The sequence below is a fragment of the Mesorhizobium sp. ZC-5 genome, from assembly GCF_025753855.1.
Lineage (GTDB): Bacteria > Pseudomonadota > Alphaproteobacteria > Rhizobiales > Rhizobiaceae > Neomesorhizobium.
The window spans coordinates 333,187-354,045 of record NZ_JAOWPT010000004.1 but is presented as its reverse complement, the minus strand read 5'-3'; the positions used below and the strand labels follow the sequence as shown (position 1 = coordinate 354,045).

Genomic DNA, 20,859 nt, shown 5'->3' with positions numbered 1-20,859 from the left:
GCCTATCTGGCCGCGAGGCTTGCGGCGATCAGAAGGTCGGCGTTCTTCGCCACCGATGCCGCGGGGCCGCCGGCGCCAAACAGTTGGCCGCTAATGTAGACGCCTTCGATCAGGAGCAGCAGGCCGTCGCCCAGCGTGTCGGGGTCGGCCGCACCCATATCGGCCGCCATCCGGCGCAGGCGGCGGCGCAACTCGATCTTGTTGTTCTCGCTGACCAGCCGGGCAGGGTGGTCGCCTTCCGGATATTCGACGGCGGCATTGGTCATGCCGCAGCCGCGGTAGCCTTCGACATCGGCGCGCTCGCCGACGCCACCGAGGAATGCAACGATCTGCCGGCGAGGATCGCCGGGATGCGCGGCGACAGCTTCGTCGAAGCGCGCCCAGAATTCCGCCTCATAAACCTTGAGGTAGGATGCCGCGAGTTCGTCCTTGGAGGAAAAGCTGCGGTAGAGGCTCGGTTTGGTGACTCCCGCCCGGCGGACGATCTCATCGACACCGATGGCGCGGATGCCCTCGCGATAGAACAGGTCACGGGCAACATCGAGGATGCGGTCGGCAGCGCGCGGGGTGGCGGCTTCGGTTTCGACGGATGCGGATTTTCTGTCGTTCATCTCGAATGTCTCTTGACAATGTTACTGACCGGTACGTACAAGCGGTCAACTGAAGATACGTACCGGTTGGTAACATGACAATAGCCAAAATTCGACCGTTCGGCCAGCGCTACGCTTTTGTCGTCGTCGGCGTGATATTTTTCTGCCTGCTGATCGCTGCCGGCCTCCGCTCCTCGATGTCGGTGATGATGGTGCCGCTCGAGGACGCGTTCGGCTGGCGCCGCGATGTCATTTCGCTGGCGGCGGCGGTCGGCATCTTCATCTATGGACTGGCCGGGCCGTTTTCGGCGGCGCTCATGGACCGGATCGGGCTCCGGCGGACGTTGCTGGCGGCGCTTGCAATCATGTCGGTATCGACGGCGCTCAGCCTGCTGATGACGGAGCCATGGCAGCTGATCGCCACCTGGGGCGTGATGTCGGGCATTGGTTCCGGCGCCGTGGCGACGGTGCTTGGCGCCACAATCGTCAACCGCTGGTTCAAGACCAACCGCGGCCTGATGATGGGCCTGATGTCTGCGAGTGCGGCGACCGGCCTGCTCGTTTTCCTGCCGCTGCTTGCCATGCTGTCGCAATGGGGTGGCTGGAAGCCGGTGGTGATCGCCGTCTCCATCGCCACCGCGGCACTCTTGCCCCTGGTGTGGCTGCTGGTGCCGGAGCGGCCGTCCTCGATAGGGCTGACGCGCTACGGCGCCGACGGGCCGGAGCCGGAGGCAGTCGCTGTGCCCGGCAATTTCCTGACGCTGACGCTGGTCACCTTGCGCGACGCGGCCAGGACCCGCGTCTTCTGGTACCTGTTCGCGACCTTCTTCATTTGCGGCTTCACCACCAACGGGCTTGTCGGCACGCATCTCATCGCCTTCTGCGGCGACATGGGCATCGCCGAAGTTCAGGCGGCCGGGCTGCTCGCCGTGATGGGCATCTTCGACCTCATCGGCACCACGCTGTCGGGCTGGCTCACCGACCGCTTCGATCCACGCAAGCTGCTTGGCGTTTATTATGCAATACGCGGCCTGTCGCTGATCTACCTGCCGTATTCAGGCTTCTCGGTAGCGGCGCTGACCATCTTCGCCGTGCTCTACGGGCTCGACTGGATCGCCACGGTGCCGCCGACGCTGCGCCTTTCCAACGAGGCCTTCGGCGACCGCAGCGGCCCTCTGGTTTTCGGCTGGATCGTCGCCGGCCACCAGGTGGGTGCGGCAACGGCGGCCTTCTTCGGCGGCTTCATGCGCGAATATCAGGGCAACTACGAACTGGCGTTCCAGATCGCCGGCATGACGGCGATCGCGGCCGCGGCGCTGTCGATGCTGATCGAGCCGTCAAAGCCGCGCGACGAGGCTAGCGAGCCGCAACCGGCTTGACGGCGGAGCCGGCTATGCCTCGGGTCGGCGGCCGATCTTGGCCAGAGAGCCAATCAAGCCAACAAGTCCCGCTGCCAACAGTATGTATTGAAGGGTGGCGAGCGCCGGACTTGGAGATTCGCTTGCGGAAAAAATGAGGTATGCCATCAATACCACACCAACCGCACTCACGATCGCGGACTTGCCTGGACTCATGTTCAGATTATCCTCTGCCTAGCCAGAAAAAATTAGGACGGTTGATAGTGTAGACTATCAGCCGACCCTGGCGATACTGGGAAGGCGTGCAAATTTTGTTTCACCTCTGCTTGGCTGGTGAGCGCGGCAACCGGGTTACGATGGAGCCCCCGGTTCCAGTGACATCTTGCCCTTGCGCCGCGAATCCTGTCTCACACATACATGGAACTCTCTCCGCAGCAGGACGACGCGCTGAAGGCCGTGGCGCGCTGGCTGAAGGACGGCCGGCCGCAGATATTCCGCCTGTTCGGTTATGCCGGTACCGGCAAGACGACGCTCGCCCGTTATTTCGCCGAACACGTCGACGGACAGGTGCAGTTTGCCGCCTTCACCGGCAAGGCCGCGCAAGTGCTGCGCTCCAAGGGCGCGGTGAACGCCCGCACCATCCACTCGCTGATCTACCGGCCACGCGGCGAAGAGGCGGTGGCCGACGAGGCGACCGGCAAGACGTCGATGTCGCCGACGTTCTCGCTCAACCGGCAAAGCCCGATCGCGCGGGCCAAGCTGGTCATCATCGACGAATGCTCGATGGTGGACGAACAGCTTGGCCGCGATCTCCTGACCTTCGGCACGCCGATCCTGGTGCTTGGCGACCCGGCGCAGCTGCCGCCGATCTCGGGCGGCGGCTTCTTCACCGAGCACGAGCCGGATTTCCTGCTCACCGAAATCCATCGCCAGGCGCGCGACAATCCGATCATCCGGCTGGCACTCGACGTGCGCGAGGGCCGCGAATTCATGCGCGGCGATTTCGGCACCGCGCAGGTGATCGGCAAGGAAGACGTCACCCAGGACCTGGTGCTAAAGGCCGATCAGGTATTGGTCGGCACCAACCGGACACGGCGGCGCTACAATCAGCGCCTGCGCGAACTGAAAGGCTTCACAGCGGATTACCCGCAAGCCGGCGACAAGCTGGTTTGCCTGCGCAACGATCCGTCGAAGGGATTGCTCAACGGCTCGCTGTGGAAGGTGATGACCTCGTCGCGCGAGACGGTGAAGCCCGGCATCAACCTGCTCGTTTCGCCCGAAGAGGACGATCCCGACCGCGGTGTCGCCAAGATCAAGTTGCTGAAGGCGGCTTTCGAGGATCCGGATGCCGATATTCCCTGGAACCAGAAGAAGCGTTTCGACGATTTCGACTACGGCTACGCGCTGACCGTGCACAAGGCGCAGGGCTCGCAGTGGAACGACATCGTGCTGTTCGACGAAAGCTGGGCGTTCAAGGAAACCCGCCAGCGCTGGCTTTATACGGCGATTACACGGGCGGCTGAGCGGCTGACGGTCGTGCGCTAGCAGACTACGCCAGACTACGCCACGATCTCGAACAGCACCGCGGTGGCGTCGTCGCTGACTTTGAAGCGGGGATAGAGCTTTCCGTCCGGATCTTCGTCGCGTTCGACCTGCCGCAATTCCTTGAGCAGCGCCTTGAGGCCGTCGGCCTTGGCCCTCGCGACGAGGCCGGCCGGATCGTAGCGGCCGTACTGGTCGCAAAGCGCAGCGAAGCCGTCGCTGCACAAGAGGCCGGTCGCTGGCAGCCGGACGGAGAGCGGCTCGCTGGCAAGGTGTTTTGCCGCCGCCGGTTCGGTGCCGAGTGTCCACACCGAACCCTCGGGACGGTTGTAGGTGGCGCGGTGGCGGCGCAGTTCCTCGCGTACAGCCGGATCGTCGCTGAGCGCCTTGATGGCGGCGAGACCGCCAGCATGGGCAATCGCCCGCCGGGCGCCTTCGCGTTCAGCGGCGTAGCTGCCCTTGATGGCGCTTGTGTCGACAATAGCGCCGTCGGCGCCGGCCAGGAAAAGGCGGCAGTCGCCCAGGCCGTAGGTCATCAACGCGTCATCCTCGACCCGGACCATCTGGAAGCCCGCTACCGGCAAGTTCCAGGCGGCGATCGGCAACCCCGCCGAGGAATCCTGGACGACCGTGCCGACCTGCTTGTTGAGGGTACGCACGATATCTTCCATCGAGCGGCCGGCTACCACCTTCTGCTCGAAGAAAGTCTTGGCGAGGCGGGCAAGCCAGGCGGCGTCGGAGCCTTCGAGGCCGACGATGCTTTTGGTGCCAAGCCCGGTGGCGCCGTCGATGACGAAGGCGCAAAGACGGTTGCCACCCGCCGCATCTTCGTTGACGCGGGAGGGGTCACCGGGATTGGAAAGAATGTCGGTGATGCGCAGACTGGGACGTGCGGTCATGAATCCGTTCGAAATGGCATGCGCGGCATTTCTGGCCAAGTCCTGTGTCGAGGGTGTGACCGGGAGGAAAGCGCCGCCGACCGATCAGGTTTTTAGCGGCTTTTCCTTGCCGCCGATCCACTCCCATGCCTTGGATTCCTCGGCAATGTCAAAATGCCTGGTCCTGATCGAGGTCAGCGGACCGAAAACCGCCAGTACTGCACGCATCCATCCGGGACCGCCGACGACGGCATAATTGCGGATGTGGCGGAGCGCCTGCGCCTTTCCGCGAATGGTCGATTCGTCGAACACGGCACCCCAGTCGAAGCCGTCATAATCCTTGATGCGGACCAGAAGGTCGACCTTGTCGTGCATCGCATAGGCTCCTTCGAGCAGCCCATAGGCGTTTTCGAGGTCGTTCGACGTAAAATGCCCGGCTACTTCCAGCGCACACAGATCGTCGCGGTCGGTATCGATGCGGCGAATTGCGGGCAGAGGATCGATTGCGGTCATGCCTTGTCTCTATGGTTCGTTGCACGGGTACAGAGACTGGAACAAACAAATCCCGCTATCCGTTCCCGACAAAGGCATTATACCTGCGTCAGTTCCATTCGTCGTCAGGTCTTAGCCATGCCCGCCAAGCTTTCCGTGAACCTCAATGCCATCGCCATGCTGCGCAACCGGCGCGACCTGCCGTGGCCGAGCGTCACCGGCATTGGCCGGCTGGCGCTGGCGGCCGGTGCGCACGGGCTGACGGTGCACCCGCGCCCCGACGAGCGGCATACGCGGCATTCCGACCTGCCGGAAATCCGGGCGCTCATTGATGACGAATTTCCGGACGCCGAGTTCAACATCGAGGGTTACCCTACGGAAGACTTTCTGCGCCTTGTGGAGAAGAACCAGCCCGAACAGGTGACGCTGGTGCCCGACGACCCTGCGCAGGCGACCTCCGACCACGGCTGGGATTTCTCCGGCCAATCAAATTTTCTGACACCGGTCGTCAAGAGATTGAAGAAGGGCGGGTTCCGCGTCTCGCTGTTTGCCGACCCCGATCCGGCATCCGTCACAGCCGCCGCGGATACCGGCGCGGACCGGGTGGAACTCTACACAGGCCCGTACGGCTCCTTCCACGACGATTCAACAGGCGCCGACAAGGAACTGGAAAGGCTCGGGAAAACGGCGGATGCCGCATTGGCCGCCGGGCTTTCGGTCAATGCCGGCCACGACCTCACCGTCGCCAACTTGCCTGCATTGACAAAGCGGATCCCAAGGCTCGCTGAAGTATCGATCGGCCATGGCTTGACAGCGGACGCCCTGGAATATGGGATGCCTCAAACCGTACGCCGGTTCCTGAAAGCCTGCGGCTGGTAAGCCAAATGCCAGCTTGCGGCACGGCGATTGCGGCAACGAAACGATTGCTTTTGCGTTGCAACAGGACTATCGCAGCCCGCCAGTTCTGGATGGAGTAGTTTTAAATGGCTAATGCCGATGCGGGCGGCCGCGCTGAACCCAGCGCGCAACCGGCAGTCCAGGATTCGCCTCGCCATCAAAGCAGCCTATCGATTCTGATGCTCGGCGCGCTCGGCGTCGTTTTTGGCGATATCGGCACCAGCCCGATCTATGCGTTCCGTGAAGCCTTGCACACAACGGCAGAGGGAGGCGTCGCCTCGCGCGCCGATGTGCTGGGCGTCCTGTCGCTGATCGTCTGGGCGCTGACGGTGATCGTCACCATCAAATACGTCGTCTTCGTGCTGCGCGCCGACAATCGTGGCGAAGGCGGCACCCTGTCGCTGATGGCATTGGCGCGCAGCGCCTATCCGCGTGCTTCGGGCGCTATCCTTGCCATCGGCATCTGCGGCGCCGCGCTGTTTTTCGGCGATGCGATCATCACGCCGGCGATTTCCGTGCTTTCGGCGGTCGAGGGACTGAAAGTCGTGACGCCGGCCTTCGATCCCTATGTGGTGCCGATCACGCTGGTCATCCTGGCGGTATTGTTCTCGGTGCAGCGTTTCGGCACCGGTAAGGTGGCCAATGTCTTCGGCCCGGTCACCGCGCTGTGGTTCTTGGTCATCGGGCTGGCCGGCCTTTCCCATATCGCCGACGACCCGACGGTGCTTTTTGCCGTCAATCCCTACTATGCAATCGTCTATCTCATCACCCAGACCGATGTTGCCTTCGTTACTATCGGCGCGGTTTTTTTGGCGGTGACGGGCGCCGAGGCGCTTTATGTCGATCTCGGCCATTTCGGCCGCCGGCCGATCGTACTTGCCTGGCTGGCCATCGTGTTTCCCTGCCTCCTGCTCAATTACTTTGGCCAGGGCGCCTTCGTCATGGCGCATGGCGGCACGCCGCACAATCCGTTCTTCGAGATGCTGCCGGAATGGGCGCTGCTGCCGATGGTGGTGCTGGCGACCGCCGCCACCGTGATCGCCAGCCAGGCGGTGATTTCCGGCGCCTATTCGCTGACCCGGCAAGCGGTGCAGCTGTCGATCCTGCCGCGCTTCGAGATCCAGCACACCTCGGAAATGCAGTCCGGGCAGATCTACATGCCGCGCGTCAACCTCTTGCTGGCCCTGGGCGTCATGCTTTTGGTCGTCGGCTTCGGCGAATCCAGTTCGCTCGCTTCCGCCTACGGCATCTCGGTCACCGGCGAGATGCTGGTCACCACCATCCTGCTCTTCGTCGTCATGCTGTGGCGCTGGAAATGGAGCCTCGCGGCTGCTCTTTCGCTGGCGCTGCTGTTCGGCGTCATCGATACCGGCTTCTTCCTCGCCAATGCGGTGAAGATAGTCGACGGCGGCTGGGTGTCGATCATGGTTGCCGCGATCATGGGTCTCGTCATGATGACCTGGGTGCGGGGCAGCCGCATGCTTTTCGAAAAAACCCGCAAGAACGAGATTCCGCTCGACTTCCTCACCGAGCAGCTGAAGAAGAAGCCGCCGCAGCTGGTGCCCGGTACCGCCGTGTTCCTGACCAGCGACCCGGCGAGCGCGCCGACTGCGCTCATGCACAGCCTGAAGCACTACAAGGTGCTGCACGAGCAGAACGTCATCCTGTCTGTGGTCACCGCGCCGGAGCCGACGGTTTCGGAGAACGACCGGGTCAAGATGGAGCCGATCAACGACCTGTTCCTGCGGGTCACGATGACCTTCGGCTACATGGAACAGCCGAACATCCCGAAGGCGATGGCGATATGCCGAAAGCAGGGGTGGAAGTTCGACATCATGACGACCTCTTTCTTCCTGTCGCGGCGTTCGCTGAAGGCGTCGCCGAATTCCGGAATGCCGCTGTGGCAGGACCGGCTGTTCATCGGGCTGGCGCGAACGGCGGCCGACGCCACCGAATATTTCCAGATTCCGACCGGGCGCGTGGTCGAGGTCGGCACCCAGGTCACCGTCTGACCGAGGCTTAGCGAACTGCGACGAAATGGCGGGCTCGGCAGCTTGCTTTGGCCAGATCGCCGGCCGATGGTCTGGCCAGGATCAGTGCGGCGGGGCCGATGGGCAAAACTCTCGACATCGCTATCGCCGGAGCCGGTCCAGCCGGGCTGGCGGCAGCGCTCTATCTCAAGCGAGCCGGCCACAAGGTCCGGGTGTTCGAACGCTTCGAACAGCCCGCACCGGTTGGCTCCGGCCTCATCCTGCAGCCTACCGGGCTGACCATTCTCGATGATCTCGGCCTGCTTTCCGCAATCCTGCCGTTGGGAAGCCGCATCGAACGGCTCTACGGCGCTGACGCCGCAACCGGGCGAACCGTCCTCGACGTACGCTATTCCGCACTGCGCGGCGGCCGCTTCGGGCTGGCCGTGCATCGCGCGGCACTTTTCGGCGTACTCTACCGCGCCGCGCTGGGCGAGGGGATCGCCGTCGAGACCGGCGCCGAGTTGGAAACAATCGACAATTCGAGCGAGAAAGCACGCTTGGTTGCGGTTGGCGGCAAGGCCTTCGGTGGCTTCGATCTGGTGGTTGACGCGACCGGTTCGCGTTCGAAGCTGAAACAATACGCCCAAAATTCGCGCGAGCCTCGGCCGCTGCCCTATGGAGCATTCTGGGCTTCGCTCGGCTGGCGCGGCGAGGGGTTCGACGAGCACGCGCTGCTGCAACGCTATCGGAGGGCGAGCGTGATGATCGGCGTGCTGCCGATCGGCCGCGCGCAAGCCGGCGGAGCGCCGATGGCGGCGTTCTTCTGGAGCCTTAAGCCGGATGATGCGAACAGGATGCGCACTGCCGGACTTGGCGCATGGAAGGAGCGCGTGACCGGGCTGTGGCCGGAATGCGCGCCTTATGTCGAGCAGATAAAGGATTTCGACCAGCTGACGCTTGCCCGCTACGGTCACCACACGCTGGCAACGCCCGCGGGCAGGCGGCTGGCGGTGATCGGCGATGCGTCGCACTCGACCAGTCCGCAGCTCGGCCAAGGCGCCAACATGGCGCTGCTCGATGCGCGGGCCTTGGCGCATGCCGTCGAAACGACCGGGGACGTGGAGACGGCGTTATCGGCTTATGTGCGCATGCGGCGCCTGCATATCCGCTTCTTCCAGGCGCTGTCGTTCGCATTCACGCCGTTCTACCAGTCGGATTCGCGAACTCTGCCGTTCATCCGCGACCGCCTCGTGGCGACCGTGGCAAAAATCCCGCCGGCGCCGCAGTTCCTGGCCGCGATGGTTTCGGGAACGCTTGTCGATCCGTTCGGGCCGATTGGGCTGAGGGAAGTGGATTGGAATGAAAGGGCGACGGCGGAAACCTGAAGCAGGTCTGAATCGACCGGCTATTGCATATTTTCAGCCAGGTAAAACTTGGCTTGTGTAAGTCCGTTTCGGGCCTTCAATGTCAGCGCAGTCGGCTCGATGGCAAGCGCTTCGTTCTTTTTCGCGGCAGCGAGTTCAGTCTCGCTCATGCTCTTTGTCAGCATCGCAAACGCATCGGCGATCTGTGGGGCGGAGCCGATCTCGGGCAGATGCCTCATCGCATCGAGGTAAAGGTAGCTTTTGACGAGGTCGTTTGGGACTATCTGGCCCTGAGCGTATAAACCGCTCAAACGGTACATGGAGCCTGGGTCGCCTTGTTTCGCTGCTTCTGTCAGCCAACGAATGGCTTCCGGGTAATTCTTCGAAGCGTAGTGATGTCTCGCGACATCCGACTGGGCTAGATCATAACCTTCTTCGGCTGCAACCAGTTTGTATTTCAGCGCCATGTCCTGGTCGATGTCCACGACACCGGCAAATTGGCCAGCGTAATAGCAGCCGAGCTTATAGGCACCGAGCGGATCGCCTGCCGCGGCAGACTTCTTGAACCATTGGAACGCCTCGCCGGGATCGGCCGCCGTGCCGATGCCGTTGTTGAAAAACATGCCGAGATGGTATTCGGCTTCAGGTTCTCCCTTGGAAGCCAGCTTCAGCATTTCCTCAAACAGAAATTTGTCGGTAGCCGACGTCTGAGCAAACGCGGCGTTGCCAAACAGAAGTAAGACTGTTGCAATAGTGCCAATGATCTTGAAGCAGCGCGTCATGCGCTTGATCCTGTTGCTTTGAATTTAGTCTATCAAATTTCTCGCTCTTTGAAAGTGAGAGAAGTTATGATGTGCCTGGTTCCTGTCGTGACGAAATAAACTCTGCTCTTCCGTCACCAATACTTCATGCCGTTCCACCAGTCGGGTTTTCGCGAACGCTGCCGTTCATCCGCGACCGTCTGGTGGCCACGATCGCGAAAAAATTCCGCATGCCTGCAATTCCAGGCAGCCTTGGTTTTCGCCAACGTTGGTAGACGTTCAAGCCGATCGGTTGGAAGCCAGCCGCGTGGGCAGGCATCAATTGATCGCTTGCCAAACCATCGGGAGTACGCCATAAGCCGAACCGTAACGTACGGTACGGTTCAAGTGCAAACTGCAGCGGAAACCAGCAGCGGGGATTTGACAGCGCGTCAGCAGGATGTGCTCGATGCCGCGTTGCGTCTGCTGGTCGAGGAGGGCGATGCGCTGACCATGACCGCCGTCGCCCGCCGTGCCAGTTGTTCCAAGGAAACGCTCTACAAATGGTTCGGCGACCGCGACGGCCTGTTGACGGCGACCGTGCGGTGGCAGGCGTCGAAGGTGCGCGTCGAGCCTGTCGACCGGGCGCGGCTGAATCTGGCCTCGCTGACGGCCAGCCTCGAGCAATTCGCTTCCAACTGGCTGACGGTGATTTCCAGCGAGACGTCGATCGCGCTCAACCGGGTTGCGGTGAGCCATGCGGGCTCCGGCAAGGATGATCTCGGCGCCATCGTCCTGGAAAACGGCCGTTTCGAAATGGGACGCCGGCTGAAGCCGGTGCTCGAAGCCGGACGCGACGCCGGGCTTCTTGTCTTCGACGATACCGAAGAGACGTTTCGCATCTTTTTCGGGCTGGTTGCCCGCGACGTGCAGATCCGGCTGCTGCTCGGCGACCGGCTCAAACTCACCGCTGCGGCGATTGCGCGGGATTCCGCCCAGGCGACACAGCAGTTTCTTGCCCTTCACGGGGCGCAAAACCGGCCGGCAAACAACGGCCACTGACGGCAAAAGGAAGGAAACACGACATGCGCGTCTATTACGATCGGGATGCCGATCTCAATCTTATCAAAGGCAAGAAGGTTGCCATCATCGGCTACGGCAGCCAGGGCAGGGCGCATGCGCTCAACCTGAAGGAGTCGGGCGTCAAGGATATCGCCATCGGGCTGAAGGCCGGTTCGGCGACCGCCAAGAAGGTCGAGGCCGACGGGCTCAAGGTCATGTCGGTGGCGGACGCGGCCAAATGGGCCGACCTGATGATGATGGCAACGCCGGACGAACTGCAGGCCGACATATACAAGGGCGAGATCGCGCCGAATATCCGCGACGGCGCGGCGATCGCCTTTGCGCACGGCCTGAACGTGCATTTCGGCCTGATCGAGCCGAAGGCTTCCGTCGACGTGCTGATGGTGGCGCCGAAGGGGCCTGGTCACACCGTGCGCGGCGAATACCAGAAGGGCGGCGGCGTGCCATGCCTGGTCGCCGTCCACCAGGACGCGTCGGGCAACGCGCTCGACCTCGGCCTGAGCTACGCCTGCGGCGTCGGCGGCGGCCGCTCGGGCATCATCGAGACCAACTTCAAGGAAGAGTGCGAGACCGACCTGTTCGGTGAGCAGGTCGTGCTCTGCGGCGGTCTGGTCGAGCTGATCCGTGCCGGCTTCGAGACGCTGGTGGAAGCCGGCTACGCGCCCGAAATGGCCTATTTCGAGTGCCTGCACGAGGTCAAGCTGATCGTCGACCTGATCTATGAAGGCGGCATCGCCAACATGAACTACTCGATCTCGAACACCGCCGAGTGGGGCGAGTACGTGTCGGGTCCGCGCATCATCACCGCTGAGACCAAGGCAGAGATGAAGCGCGTGCTGAAGGACATCCAGACCGGCAAGTTCACGTCGGAATGGATGCAGGAATACCGTGCCGGCATGTCGCGCTTCAAGGGCATCCGCCGCAACAACGACAGCCACCAGATCGAGGAAGTCGGCGCCAAGCTGCGCGCAATGATGCCGTGGATCGCCAAGAACCAGTTGGTCGACAAGGCGAAGAACTGACGCTTCGATATTCCAGTCAATGTACGAAGGCCGGCGGGGAAACTCGCCGGCCTTTTCCTTGATGGGAGAAGCTTGAGGGCCTCTGTTGCTCATTCCGCAAATTTTTTTGCTCTGATCTATCCACGTGTCCTTGACCGCCTCACTGCGCGGAATCACAGCGCGAATGAGCGGTTTTGAGCCGGTATTTATGGGTGCGGGCTCCCCGATGGGCCTTCGTCCAGCCGTTCAATCCACACCCTCTGATTTTGAGCTAGAGTGACGATTCTCTGGCGGGGCACGTTGGAGGAATGACATGAGACGAGATTCCGCGCTTGAGCTTCAGGCCCGTATTTTTCAGACTATCTTTGAGTTCATCGAATTGCCCGGACTGGCGGGGACCGGGGAGGTGTTGCCTGGTTTGTTTGTCGATCCGGCGCTGCTGGAGACGAAATCGGCACGGCCGAAAAAACTGAAGAAACGCGCCGTGGAGGATATCGCGCTCGGCCTCACCGACGATAGCGACGGCGATACGGCGAAGCTTGCGGTCCTGGTTCAGGACCGCAAGAAGCTGCAGAGCACGGTGGTCGAGGAAATCGTCAGGACCGCAAGAGGCGAGGCGGAAGTGCTCTATATCGGGCGCCAGAAGCCGCTGTGGACAACCGGGCGCAACGACCCGATCCGGCTCGGCTGCAGCATCTCGCCGACCACGGTTCCATACGCCGGGACGCTCGGCTGTTTCGGCCGCGACAATCTGACGGGCGAGACCGGGATCCTGTCGAACAATCATGTGCTTGCCGATGTGAACAGCGTCCCCATCGGAACGACGATCATGCAGCCTGGAGCACGCGACGGCGGCAAGCCCGGCCCGGACGATATCGCCGAGTTGCTGCGTTTCGTGCCGATCCAGTTCGGCGGCTTCCCAAATGGCGTGGACGCTGCATTCGCAAAGCTGATCGAACACGGCCGCGCTGAAGACCGCGCGACACTCTACGGCAGTGCGGATGAACCCGAGGCAGCGCTGACCCTGCAGCCCGGAGTCCTCGTCGATGCCGTTCCAGGCATGACGGTGTTCAAGACCGGCCGCACCACCCGCCATACGCGCGGTCGCGTGCTGGCAGTCAACGTGAACAACTATCTCGTCGATGTCGGAGTGGGGGTGGCGCGGTTCGACGGCCAGGTCGTCATCGAAACCGATGCCGCACCTCAACCCTTTGGCCGGCCAGGCGACAGCGGCTCGCTCATCGTCGACGAGGAAGGCCGTCCGGTCGGGCTGCTGTTTGCCGGATCGGCGTCGGGCGGCGCCGGAAATGTTGGAATTACCGGCGCAAACCCTATATCATCGGTGGCGGCTCAACTGGGAGTGACGCTGATCTGAGGACATGAATGGCTGATACGAAACACTCGATGAAAGAAGCTGTCGAAATACAGCGCGCTTTTGAGAAACAGTTCTGCGACAACGGACTGGTCGGTGTGGGTATTGGCCTGAACCCGCAGCGCGACGATCTCGCGCTCAACGTCTTCGTTTCCCGCGAGAAGGAGGCGGAGAAGCTGCCGAAAACCTTCGACGGCCTGGAAGTGGTCGTCGATGTCGTCGGCGTTATCCGCGCCTACTAAGCGCATCGCGCCGGCCAGGATTCGGCCGCCGCGCTTCAGATTCCTTGATTTGATGCATGTCGTTATCCCGAAACCGAGGACACTTTCGGGCGACCCCTTTCGGACATGCTCGACGGGTTGCCGGTGTCCCATACAGGGACATGAGGCGTTGGCATGCGTTTCGCTTCCCAAATCTTATTGATGGCGGGAGTGAACGATGGACATGATACTCGAGAACTCAATCGGCATCGACGGGCAGGTGTTCGCCGATCGCCGCAACGACATCCGCAGACGCGTGCTCAAAGGTGTCGTGCTGAGCTTCAACCACGGCTTCAGCTCGTTTGAAGGGGTGATGCGCAATCAATCCGGAGGCGGCGGCAAGTTGAGTTTCGGCGAAGCCCTGTCTCTGCCTTCAATGTTCGAGGTGCGCATCGCCGGCGAGGAGAAACCGCGCACGGCACGGGTGCGCTGGCGCTCGATGACAGCACTCGGCGTCGAATTTATATAGATACAGGCCGGAAAAACCGGCGCTAACCGTAGTGCCAGGCGGGTTTGGGCTCGGTGCCGGCGAACGTCACGCCGACGCGCCCCTCCTTGCGCCAGCGCAGCACCGCCTTGTAGGCAATGCCGTCGACCGGCACATAGAGCAGGAATTCGCCGGGTATGCGCGCGTCGAGATCGACTTTCAACTCCGCGCCTTCCGCATGCATGTTGCGGATCAGGCATTTGACTTCCGAGTTGGCGACGCCGGTCAGTATCGACGCGCCCTTGAGCACGCGCTGCCTGCGATCCTTCCTGTGTTCGGACGTTTCCGATAAAGCCATGGCGATTTTCCTTGCCGCCGAATCTTAGCTTAAAGACCGGTAGAATTGGTAAATCGCCGCGGTAAAAAATGAATGACGCTAGGGGAGTTGTTCCCTGGCGTCACTCATGTGGAGCGGAGCTTGTTAGCTGTAAGGCGACCAGCACTGCCGGCGCGGACCGTTGTAGGGCTGATACGTGTTGTCCCACGAGCGGTAGGACCGGTAGCGGTTGTAGCACCACTGGACGTGGGCCGAGCCGCCGCCGCGGTAGACACGCCGCGGTGCGTAATAGCGGCGCGGCTCGTAGTAACGATAGCTCGGCACCGAGAAATCGAAATAGATGCCGGAACCGCCGTAGTAGGGCCGGTAGGGTCGATAGTGGCGCCTGTTGTAGCGCCGCCAGTCGCGGCGATCGCCGCGCCAGTGGCGATTGCCGTCCCAATGACGGCCGCGCCACTCGCTGTTGGAATTCCAGTGACGGCCGCGCTGGGCATTCAGAAATGGTCCGCCGCGTCCGCCCACGCAGGATCCGCTGCGGATGCAGCTGGAATATCTGCCGTCGCCCTGGACAGGGACGACAGTACTGGCGCCGTCCAGGACAGGACTATTGGCGATACCCGTGGGGGCTGCCGTTGCGGAAAACGTCAAACCGCCGATCACGCCCAAGGCAAGCAGCCCGGAGCGCGCCAAAGAGCTGAGTTTCGATAGCATCGTTCTTCTCCAGAAGTCGAAAACCATTAGGGCCCCGCGCCCGAGATCCGAATGGAGGTGGACGCAAGATGAGCTTAACTGGATGAACGGGGGATGAACGAAAAAGTTGCAGCTTGGGAAGGCCGTTACTGCCGGCCTTCAATAGAAATGCCGCCGGAGCTGGGCCGGCGGCATTTCTCTTTTTGAAATCCTGATCGCCGCGTCAGTTCAGGTAGATGCGGAACGACGGACCATCGTTGTGGCGGCGGTGATGCCGGCGATCGCGGTCACGGTCACGGTGCCGTCGCCAGTACCGGTTGTTGTCCCATTGGCGATCGGAGCGCCAGTGACGGCCGCGCCAATCCCGGTCGCGATCACGCCAGTCCCGGTCGCGATCACGCCGGTAATGATCGCGGCTCCAGCGGCGATCCTTCCTGCCGTTCCAGCAGTCGCCACCGCGGTTGCAGTCTGAATACCTGCCGTCGCCCTGGATCCTGATCACGTTGCCCGTGGTGTCGGCAACCGGATTGGGCGCCGGGCTTGCCGGCCCCGCGACAGCCGTTACCGTCAGGCCGCCGACCACGCTCAATGCGATCAACCCGGAACGTGCCAAAGAGCTCAATTTCGCTAACATTGTCATTCTCCAAATTGTCCTTGTGCCAGCCGCCCGGTGGATGCGCTGCACAATGGTCGTCGGGCGATGAACGGAGCCTGAACGGAAAAGTTCCGGAATGCGCAGGCTTGTCTTTGCCTCCGCTTGCGGGCAAAGCTCGCGCCCATGTCGCTTCGCCTGGCCACCTTCAACGTCGAAAATCTGATGAACCGGTTCGATTTTTCCGGTTTCCGCAACCAGCTCAATCAGGACCGGAGCCTGGCGCTTTTCGCCATCAAGGACGAGGCGGAGTACAAGCTCCTCGAGCAGGCGCGCGCCATTGCCCATACGGATGATACGCGGCAGCTTTCCGCGCTCGCCATCGCTGCAACGCGCGCCGACATCCTCTGCCTGCAGGAAGTCGACAACATCGAGGCGCTGAAGGCGTTCGAATACGGCTATCTGTTCAAGATGGTGGGCGAGGGCTACCGCAGCAAATATACGTCCGCCGGCAACGACAGCCGCGGCATCGACGTCGCCGTCATGATGCGCGACCAGACGCATCACGGCCAGCCGATCGAATTCGTGCGCATGACCAGCCACGCGCATGTCACATTCGAGGAGTTCGGCCTGCACACGCCGGAACTTGCAGAACTCGGCAACGAACCTTTCGAACGGATATTCCGGCGCGACTGCCTCGAGATCGATATCCGCATCGCCGGCCGGCCGCTGACGCTCTATCTGGTGCATTTCAAGTCGATGGGCGGTGCGGCGCGCAACGGCGTGCCGGGCCGCGACGCCTCGATGCCGATCCGCGTCGCCGAGGCGCAGGCGGTGCGGCGCATCATCGAGGACCGCTTCGGCAAGGATCATGCGTCAAAGAAAAACTGGGTGATCTGCGGCGACTTCAACGATTACCGGCAGCGCGTCTTGATCAGCGGCGATGCGCAGGCCGGATACGGCTTCGACGTCGTCGACGAGACGCAGTCGTGCCTCAACGTGCTTTTGGCGGGAGGTTTTTGCGAAAACGTCGTCGAACGGCGGCCCGAACTCGATCGCTGGACGCTCTATCACACGCGGGGGCCGCAGGAGCGGCATCTCTGCCAACTCGACTACATACTGGTCTCGGAAGCCCTGGCGAAGAAAAATGCAAAGGCGGTGCCGGACATCATCCGCAACGGGCAACCGTGGCGCACGCCATTCCCACCCGGGCAGGAGGTGGAACGGTTTCCGCGCGCCGGCTGGGACCGGCCGAAGGCGTCGGACCACTGCCCGGTCGCCGTGACCCTCGACATTGCCTGAGGACGAAATCTTGCCGTTCGACATGCCGCGTGACGTCATCCTGCCCATCGATCGCGTCGATGTGCGCCTCGATCCAGCACCGCATCCCTTCGAAGTGGCGAATGCCGCCGAGATCGACGAGAACTGGATCGGCGAACAAGCGGCCAATCCCGCGGTTTTCGACGGCAGGATGGTGCTCTTGTCCAGCCTCTCGCATCGGGATCGGAGGCTCGAGGGCACTTGCCACGCCATCCGCTTCGCGACGTTTCTGCACTGGCGCAAGCACCGCGATTATTCGATTGCCGAACACGCCTATGCGCATGCCGCACTGGTGACGACCGACAATGCGCTGGTGGCGATCCGCATGGGCCCGAAAACGTCCAATCCCGGCCAGGTGTATTTCGCCGCCGGCTCGTTCGAGCCCAGCGATTTCCGCGACGGGCTCGTCGACCTGCATTTCAACATGGCGCGTGAGGTGCGCGAGGAGACGGGGCTTGATATCGACAGCCTTCGTCGCGATCCGCACTCCCACGCATTGCTGGAGAAGGGCGGCGCGGTGATCTTCCGCCGGTATTTTCTCACAGACGACGCGGAGACCGTGGCGGCGAAGATCCGCGATTTCGTCGTGGGCGATCCCGACCCGGAAATAGAGGAGCCGGTGATCATCCGGCATGCCGGCGACCTGCCGACCAGGCTCAGGCCGCACATGATGCCGATCATCAACTGGCACTTCGCCAATCCGGCAGGCTGAGCCAGGCCTATTCGTGCCTTAATGCGTCGATCGGGTTGAGGCGCGCGCCGCGCAGGGCGGGGAAGAAGCCGAAAACCATGCCGATCAAAGCCGAGAAGCCAACCGCCAGCAGGATGATGGCGATGCTCGGCGCGAACGGGATCGACAGGCTGTAGGCTGCTGCCCCCGCCAGGCCGAGGCCAAGTGCGATGCCGATCAGACCGCCAAGCAGCGACAGCACCGTCGCCTCGACCAGGAACTGGATGAGAATGTGCTTTTCATGAGCGCCGATGGCGAGCCGGATGCCGATCTCGCGCGTGCGCTCGGTGACCGAGACCAGCATGATGTTCATGATGCCGATGCCGCCGACCAGCAGGCTGACACCCGCGACCGCGCCCAACATACCGGTCATCGTGGTGGTCGCGCTGGTCATCGCGTCGGCGATCTGCGTCATGTCGCGCACCGAAAAATTGTCCTCGCCGTCAGGAGCGATGCGGCGCGTCTCGCGCATGATGGTCTCGATGTTCTGCTGGACGAGCGACGTCGATACGCCATCACGCGCGGCGACGTAGATCGTGTCGATGTCGCGGTCGCCGGCGATGCGCCGCTGATAGGTGAGCAGCGGCATCATGACGACATTGTCCTGGTCCTGGCCGAAGCCCGAAAACCCCTTGGTCTGCAGGACGCCGATGACCTTGCAACTCATGCGGTTGACGCGGATCGACAGCCCGTCCGGGTCGCCGGCGCCGAAGAATTGCTGGCGCACCGTCTCGCCGATGACGCAGACATTGGTGCCGCCGCGCACTTCCGATTCGGTGAAAAGCCGTCCTTCGGCGACATCCCAGTCGCGGGCCACGAAATATTCGGTGTCGGTGCCGGTGACCTCCGCTGCTACGTTTTCGGCGCCGTAGACGACGCGGACGGTCTTCTGGGATGCGGCGGATACCGCGTTGACGTTGTCCAGACCCTTGACCAGTCCCGCGACATCCTTGTCGTCGAGTTGGCGCGGCGTGAAAGAGGTCGAGCCTGACCGGTCAGGCCTGGCCGCGCGGACGACGAGCAAATTGCTGCCGAGCTTGGAAATGTCGTTCTTCACCTTCTCGGTGGTGCCGCTGCCTATGGTGATCATCGCGATGACGGCGGCGACGCCGATGACGATGCCGAGCAGGGTCAAGAACGAGCGTAGTACGTTGCGGCGGACGGAGCGGAGCGCCAGGCGTACGGTTTCGAGGAACATCACGCCGCCTCCAGACTGCTCGTATCCGAGGCGACATCGCCGTCGAGGAAGCCGATGGTGCGCTGGGCGTAGGCTGCGATGTCGGCTTCGTGGGTGACCATAACGACCGTCAGGCCAAGCTCGCTGTTGAGTTCGGTCAGCAGATCCATGATTTCATGGCTGCGCGCGGTGTCCAGGTTGCCGGTCGGCTCGTCGGCGACGAGCAGCGCCGGTTTCGTGACGATGGCGCGGGCGATCGCTACGCGCTGCTGCTGGCCGCCCGACAACTCGCCCGGCGTGTGATGCTCGCGGCCTGCCAGCCCGACCTGCTCCAGCGCTTCCATGGCGCGGGAGCGGCGTTCATGCGCCGGTACGCCGCGATAGATGAGAGGCAGTTCGACATTCTCGGCCGCAGTGGTGCGGGCAAGCAGATTGTAGCCCTGGAAGACGAAGCCGATGTAGAGGTTGCGCAGCACGGCACGGCGGGTGCGGTCGAGACGGCCGGCGTCGATGCCCTGGAAGGAGTACACGCCGGCGGTCGGCGTATCGAGGCAGCCTATGATGTTCATCGCGGTTGACTTGCCGGAGCCAGACGGACCCATGATCGCCACGAACTCGCCCTTGGCGATGGCTAGGTCGACGCCGGCGAGCGCATGGACCTTGGCTTCGCCGCGGCCATAGGTTTTCCAGACGTTCCGGAAGCCAAGCAGTGGGGAATCCGGCATCGGACTACCCGCCGCCGGTCTGCGAGGCACCGGTGATGACGAGGTCGCCCTGTTTCAGCCCAGAGACGATTTCGACCTTTTCGCCATCGGTCGAGCCGGTCTTGACCTGCACCGCTTTGGGCGCGCCGTTATCGAGCACGTAGAGCGTCCGACCTCCATCGGAAGCTGCAGGCCGCTGTCGCTGGCCTCCCATGCGCATGCGCGGCATGAACAGGTCGCGCAGGCTCCAGCCGCGGGTCTGCCGCGCCGTTGCCGGCTGGTAGCGGAAAGCGCTGCTCGGCACGGTGAGGATGCCGTCCGCCTCGCGGGTGATGACGGCAACAGTCGCCGTCATGCCCGGCCGTAGCAGAAGCTCGGCATTGTCGACATCGAGCCGGGCATCGTAGGTGACGACGCCTTCGGTGGTGACCGAGGCGAAGGCGATGTCGCGGATGTCGGCGTCGAAGCGGCGATCAGGGAAGGCGTCGACGGTGAAATAGGAGTTCTGGCCCGGCTTGACGGCGCCGATGTCGGCTTCGTCGACCGCCGCCTTCAATTCCATCTTGCGCAGGTCGGCCGCGATCACGAACAGAACCGGCGCCTGCAGGGACGAGGCGACCGTCTGACCGGGGTCGACCGAACGGGTCAGCACGATGCCGTCGATCGGTGCGTAGATGGTGCTTTTCTCGAGATCGGCCTGCTGCAGCTTCAGTTCAGCCACCGCGATGGCGAGGTTGGCCTCGGCCATGGCGACAGCACTGTCGGCGCGATCGCGCGCCGCGGTTGCGGTCTCCAGCGCCTGGTCGGCAACCATGCCGCGGCTCGACAGTTGCGTGGCGCGCGCCAGCGCCTGGTCGGTTTCCCTGAGCGTGGTTTTCGTGTCGGCGACCTTGGCCTCGGCAGCCTTGGCGGAGGCCTCGGCGCGCTCGATCTGCGCCGAAAGCCGCGTGGTATCGAGCACCGCCAGCACGTCGCCTTTCTTGACGCTCTGGTTTTCGTTGACGGCGACGGAACGCACCACGCCCGACAATTCGCTGGAGATGTCGACCTGGGTCAGCGGCTGCAGCGTGCCGGTCGCCGACACCTCGACGGTCAAGGCACCGGTTTCCACCGGGACGGTGGTATACCTGATCTCCGGGGCCGACTGGCCGAACCAGGAATAGGCCGCTGCCACGATGGCAGCGGCAAAGATCACCGCTACAGCATAGCGCCAACGGCGCGGCTTCCTGCGTGCTCCACCATGTTTGTCGAGCGCCAGGGCTGTCTCGATGGCGGCGGTTTCCTCGGCTTGCGGCCGTTTCACAATCTGGTCGATTGTAGACCCCTATATGT

22 protein-coding genes are annotated in these 20,859 nt (G+C 62.8%); 12 read left to right on the top strand and 10 right to left on the bottom strand.

The genetic code is table 11. The features are described 5' to 3' along the window. Window positions 1–2: 2 nt before the first annotated feature. Window positions 3–611, bottom strand: a complete 609-nt coding sequence (locus OHD58_RS13845; RefSeq protein ID WP_263803947.1) for a TetR/AcrR family transcriptional regulator — start codon at window positions 609–611, stop codon at window positions 3–5. Window positions 612–685: 74 nt separating this feature from the next. On the opposite strand from OHD58_RS13845, the gene OHD58_RS13840 reads away from it, so the two are divergent. Then, window positions 686–1,969, top strand: a complete 1,284-nt coding sequence (locus OHD58_RS13840; protein WP_263803946.1) for an MFS transporter — start codon at window positions 686–688, stop codon at window positions 1,967–1,969. Between the two features lie 396 nt (window positions 1,970–2,365). Next, window positions 2,366–3,493 (top strand): ATP-dependent DNA helicase, encoded by a 1,128-nt coding sequence (locus OHD58_RS13835; protein WP_263803944.1) that lies wholly within the window; start codon window positions 2,366–2,368, stop codon window positions 3,491–3,493. A gap of 14 nt (window positions 3,494–3,507) precedes the next feature. Here OHD58_RS13835 and OHD58_RS13830 read toward each other — a convergent pair whose 3' ends face one another. After that, window positions 3,508–4,389: a hypothetical protein gene (locus OHD58_RS13830; RefSeq protein ID WP_263803943.1), complete on the bottom strand. Its 882-nt coding sequence runs from the start codon at window positions 4,387–4,389 to the stop codon at window positions 3,508–3,510. Between the two features lie 84 nt (window positions 4,390–4,473). Continuing rightward, window positions 4,474–4,881, bottom strand: coding sequence for an STAS/SEC14 domain-containing protein (locus tag OHD58_RS13825; protein ID WP_263803942.1), 408 nt, complete (start codon window positions 4,879–4,881; stop codon window positions 4,474–4,476). A gap of 117 nt (window positions 4,882–4,998) precedes the next feature. On the opposite strand from OHD58_RS13825, the gene OHD58_RS13820 reads away from it, so the two are divergent. The 3 genes from OHD58_RS13820 (at window position 4,999) to OHD58_RS13810 (ending at window position 9,115) form a co-directional block, all read left to right on the top strand. Continuing rightward, window positions 4,999–5,739 (top strand): pyridoxine 5'-phosphate synthase, encoded by a 741-nt coding sequence (locus OHD58_RS13820; protein WP_263803941.1) that lies wholly within the window; start codon window positions 4,999–5,001, stop codon window positions 5,737–5,739. A 104-nt stretch (window positions 5,740–5,843) separates the two neighbouring features. Further along, a complete protein-coding gene (locus OHD58_RS13815) occupies window positions 5,844–7,769 on the top strand; it encodes a potassium transporter Kup (RefSeq protein WP_318528255.1) in 1,926 nt (641 codons plus the stop codon). Between the two features lie 98 nt (window positions 7,770–7,867). Beyond that, window positions 7,868–9,115 carry an FAD-dependent oxidoreductase gene (locus OHD58_RS13810; RefSeq protein WP_263803940.1) on the top strand — a complete coding sequence of 416 codons (1,248 nt, stop codon included), beginning with the start codon at window positions 7,868–7,870 and terminating at the stop codon, window positions 9,113–9,115. Between the two features lie 20 nt (window positions 9,116–9,135). On the opposite strand, the gene OHD58_RS13805 is transcribed toward OHD58_RS13810, so the two are convergent. Continuing rightward, entirely contained in the window at window positions 9,136–9,876 is a 741-nt protein-coding gene (locus OHD58_RS13805) for a tetratricopeptide repeat protein (RefSeq protein WP_263803939.1), read from the bottom strand. Between the two features lie 366 nt (window positions 9,877–10,242). Between OHD58_RS13805 and OHD58_RS13800 the strand changes: the two genes are divergently transcribed. The 5 genes from OHD58_RS13800 to OHD58_RS13780 all read left to right on the top strand — a co-directional run bounded on the left by OHD58_RS13800 (window position 10,243) and on the right by OHD58_RS13780 (window position 14,019). Beyond that, window positions 10,243–10,896, top strand: coding sequence for a TetR/AcrR family transcriptional regulator (locus OHD58_RS13800; RefSeq protein ID WP_263803938.1), 654 nt, complete (start codon window positions 10,243–10,245; stop codon window positions 10,894–10,896). 23 nt (window positions 10,897–10,919) lie between these two features. After that, window positions 10,920–11,939: a ketol-acid reductoisomerase gene (gene ilvC / locus OHD58_RS13795; protein WP_263803937.1), complete on the top strand. Its 1,020-nt coding sequence runs from the start codon at window positions 10,920–10,922 to the stop codon at window positions 11,937–11,939. Between the two features lie 292 nt (window positions 11,940–12,231). Then, on the top strand, window positions 12,232–13,293 hold the full coding sequence (locus OHD58_RS13790; protein WP_263803936.1) for a S1 family peptidase: 1,062 nt from the start codon (window positions 12,232–12,234) through the stop codon (window positions 13,291–13,293). 8 nt (window positions 13,294–13,301) lie between these two features. Next, a complete protein-coding gene (locus OHD58_RS13785) occupies window positions 13,302–13,532 on the top strand; it encodes a hypothetical protein (RefSeq protein ID WP_263803934.1) in 231 nt (76 codons plus the stop codon). A 196-nt stretch (window positions 13,533–13,728) separates the two neighbouring features. Next, on the top strand, window positions 13,729–14,019 hold the full coding sequence (locus OHD58_RS13780) for a PilZ domain-containing protein (protein ID WP_263803933.1): 291 nt from the start codon (window positions 13,729–13,731) through the stop codon (window positions 14,017–14,019). Window positions 14,020–14,041: 22 nt separating this feature from the next. Here the strand turns inward: OHD58_RS13780 and OHD58_RS13775 are convergent, their stop codons facing one another. From OHD58_RS13775 to OHD58_RS13765, 3 genes are all read right to left on the bottom strand, one after another. Next, window positions 14,042–14,335, bottom strand: coding sequence for a PilZ domain-containing protein (locus tag OHD58_RS13775; protein ID WP_263803932.1), 294 nt, complete (start codon window positions 14,333–14,335; stop codon window positions 14,042–14,044). A 123-nt stretch (window positions 14,336–14,458) separates the two neighbouring features. Then, on the bottom strand, window positions 14,459–15,025 hold the full coding sequence (locus tag OHD58_RS13770) for a BA14K family protein (RefSeq protein WP_263803931.1): 567 nt from the start codon (window positions 15,023–15,025) through the stop codon (window positions 14,459–14,461). 202 nt (window positions 15,026–15,227) lie between these two features. Next, window positions 15,228–15,638: a hypothetical protein gene (locus OHD58_RS13765; protein WP_263803930.1), complete on the bottom strand. Its 411-nt coding sequence runs from the start codon at window positions 15,636–15,638 to the stop codon at window positions 15,228–15,230. Window positions 15,639–15,782: 144 nt separating this feature from the next. On the opposite strand from OHD58_RS13765, the gene OHD58_RS13760 reads away from it, so the two are divergent. Then, complete coding sequence (locus tag OHD58_RS13760) at window positions 15,783–16,898, top strand: endonuclease/exonuclease/phosphatase family protein (RefSeq protein ID WP_263803929.1); 1,116 nt, start codon at window positions 15,783–15,785, stop codon at window positions 16,896–16,898. A gap of 10 nt (window positions 16,899–16,908) precedes the next feature. Beyond that, on the top strand, window positions 16,909–17,628 hold the full coding sequence (locus OHD58_RS13755) for an NUDIX hydrolase (protein WP_263803928.1): 720 nt from the start codon (window positions 16,909–16,911) through the stop codon (window positions 17,626–17,628). 7 nt (window positions 17,629–17,635) lie between these two features. Here OHD58_RS13755 and OHD58_RS13750 read toward each other — a convergent pair whose 3' ends face one another. Genes OHD58_RS13750 through OHD58_RS13740 form a run of 3 tightly spaced genes read right to left on the bottom strand, consistent with a single transcriptional unit; the run spans window position 17,636 to window position 20,842 of the window. Then, window positions 17,636–18,844 carry an ABC transporter permease gene (locus tag OHD58_RS13750; protein ID WP_263803927.1) on the bottom strand — a complete coding sequence of 403 codons (1,209 nt, stop codon included), beginning with the start codon at window positions 18,842–18,844 and terminating at the stop codon, window positions 17,636–17,638. Next, the gene (locus OHD58_RS13745) at window positions 18,844–19,548 is read right to left on the bottom strand and encodes an ABC transporter ATP-binding protein (protein ID WP_263803926.1); all 705 of its coding nucleotides are present in this window, start codon (window positions 19,546–19,548) and stop codon (window positions 18,844–18,846) included. Before OHD58_RS13745 ends, OHD58_RS13750 begins: the two co-directional genes overlap by 1 nt. A gap of 4 nt (window positions 19,549–19,552) precedes the next feature. Further along, on the bottom strand, window positions 19,553–20,842 hold the full coding sequence (locus OHD58_RS13740; protein ID WP_263804228.1) for an efflux RND transporter periplasmic adaptor subunit: 1,290 nt from the start codon (window positions 20,840–20,842) through the stop codon (window positions 19,553–19,555). Between the last annotated feature and the right edge of the window lie 17 nt (window positions 20,843–20,859).

Coding starts and splice junctions, on each gene's coding strand:
- OHD58_RS13845 (WP_263803947.1), bottom strand. CDS start 611: ATGAACGACAGAAAATCCGCATCCGTCGAAACCGAAGCCGCCACCCCG.
- OHD58_RS13840 (WP_263803946.1), top strand. CDS start 686: ATGACAATAGCCAAAATTCGACCGTTCGGCCAGCGCTACGCTTTTGTC.
- OHD58_RS13835 (WP_263803944.1), top strand. CDS start 2,366: ATGGAACTCTCTCCGCAGCAGGACGACGCGCTGAAGGCCGTGGCGCGC.
- OHD58_RS13830 (WP_263803943.1), bottom strand. CDS start 4,389: ATGACCGCACGTCCCAGTCTGCGCATCACCGACATTCTTTCCAATCCC.
- OHD58_RS13825 (WP_263803942.1), bottom strand. CDS start 4,881: ATGACCGCAATCGATCCTCTGCCCGCAATTCGCCGCATCGATACCGAC.
- OHD58_RS13820 (WP_263803941.1), top strand. CDS start 4,999: ATGCCCGCCAAGCTTTCCGTGAACCTCAATGCCATCGCCATGCTGCGC.
- OHD58_RS13815 (WP_318528255.1), top strand. CDS start 5,844: ATGGCTAATGCCGATGCGGGCGGCCGCGCTGAACCCAGCGCGCAACCG.
- OHD58_RS13810 (WP_263803940.1), top strand. CDS start 7,868: ATGGGCAAAACTCTCGACATCGCTATCGCCGGAGCCGGTCCAGCCGGG.
- OHD58_RS13805 (WP_263803939.1), bottom strand. CDS start 9,876: ATGACGCGCTGCTTCAAGATCATTGGCACTATTGCAACAGTCTTACTT.
- ilvC (WP_263803937.1), top strand. CDS start 10,920: ATGCGCGTCTATTACGATCGGGATGCCGATCTCAATCTTATCAAAGGC.
- OHD58_RS13790 (WP_263803936.1), top strand. CDS start 12,232: ATGAGACGAGATTCCGCGCTTGAGCTTCAGGCCCGTATTTTTCAGACT.
- OHD58_RS13785 (WP_263803934.1), top strand. CDS start 13,302: ATGGCTGATACGAAACACTCGATGAAAGAAGCTGTCGAAATACAGCGC.
- OHD58_RS13780 (WP_263803933.1), top strand. CDS start 13,729: ATGGACATGATACTCGAGAACTCAATCGGCATCGACGGGCAGGTGTTC.
- OHD58_RS13775 (WP_263803932.1), bottom strand. CDS start 14,335: ATGGCTTTATCGGAAACGTCCGAACACAGGAAGGATCGCAGGCAGCGC.
- OHD58_RS13770 (WP_263803931.1), bottom strand. CDS start 15,025: ATGCTATCGAAACTCAGCTCTTTGGCGCGCTCCGGGCTGCTTGCCTTG.
- OHD58_RS13765 (WP_263803930.1), bottom strand. CDS start 15,638: ATGTTAGCGAAATTGAGCTCTTTGGCACGTTCCGGGTTGATCGCATTG.
- OHD58_RS13760 (WP_263803929.1), top strand. CDS start 15,783: ATGTCGCTTCGCCTGGCCACCTTCAACGTCGAAAATCTGATGAACCGG.
- OHD58_RS13750 (WP_263803927.1), bottom strand. CDS start 18,844: ATGTTCCTCGAAACCGTACGCCTGGCGCTCCGCTCCGTCCGCCGCAAC.
- OHD58_RS13745 (WP_263803926.1), bottom strand. CDS start 19,548: ATGCCGGATTCCCCACTGCTTGGCTTCCGGAACGTCTGGAAAACCTAT.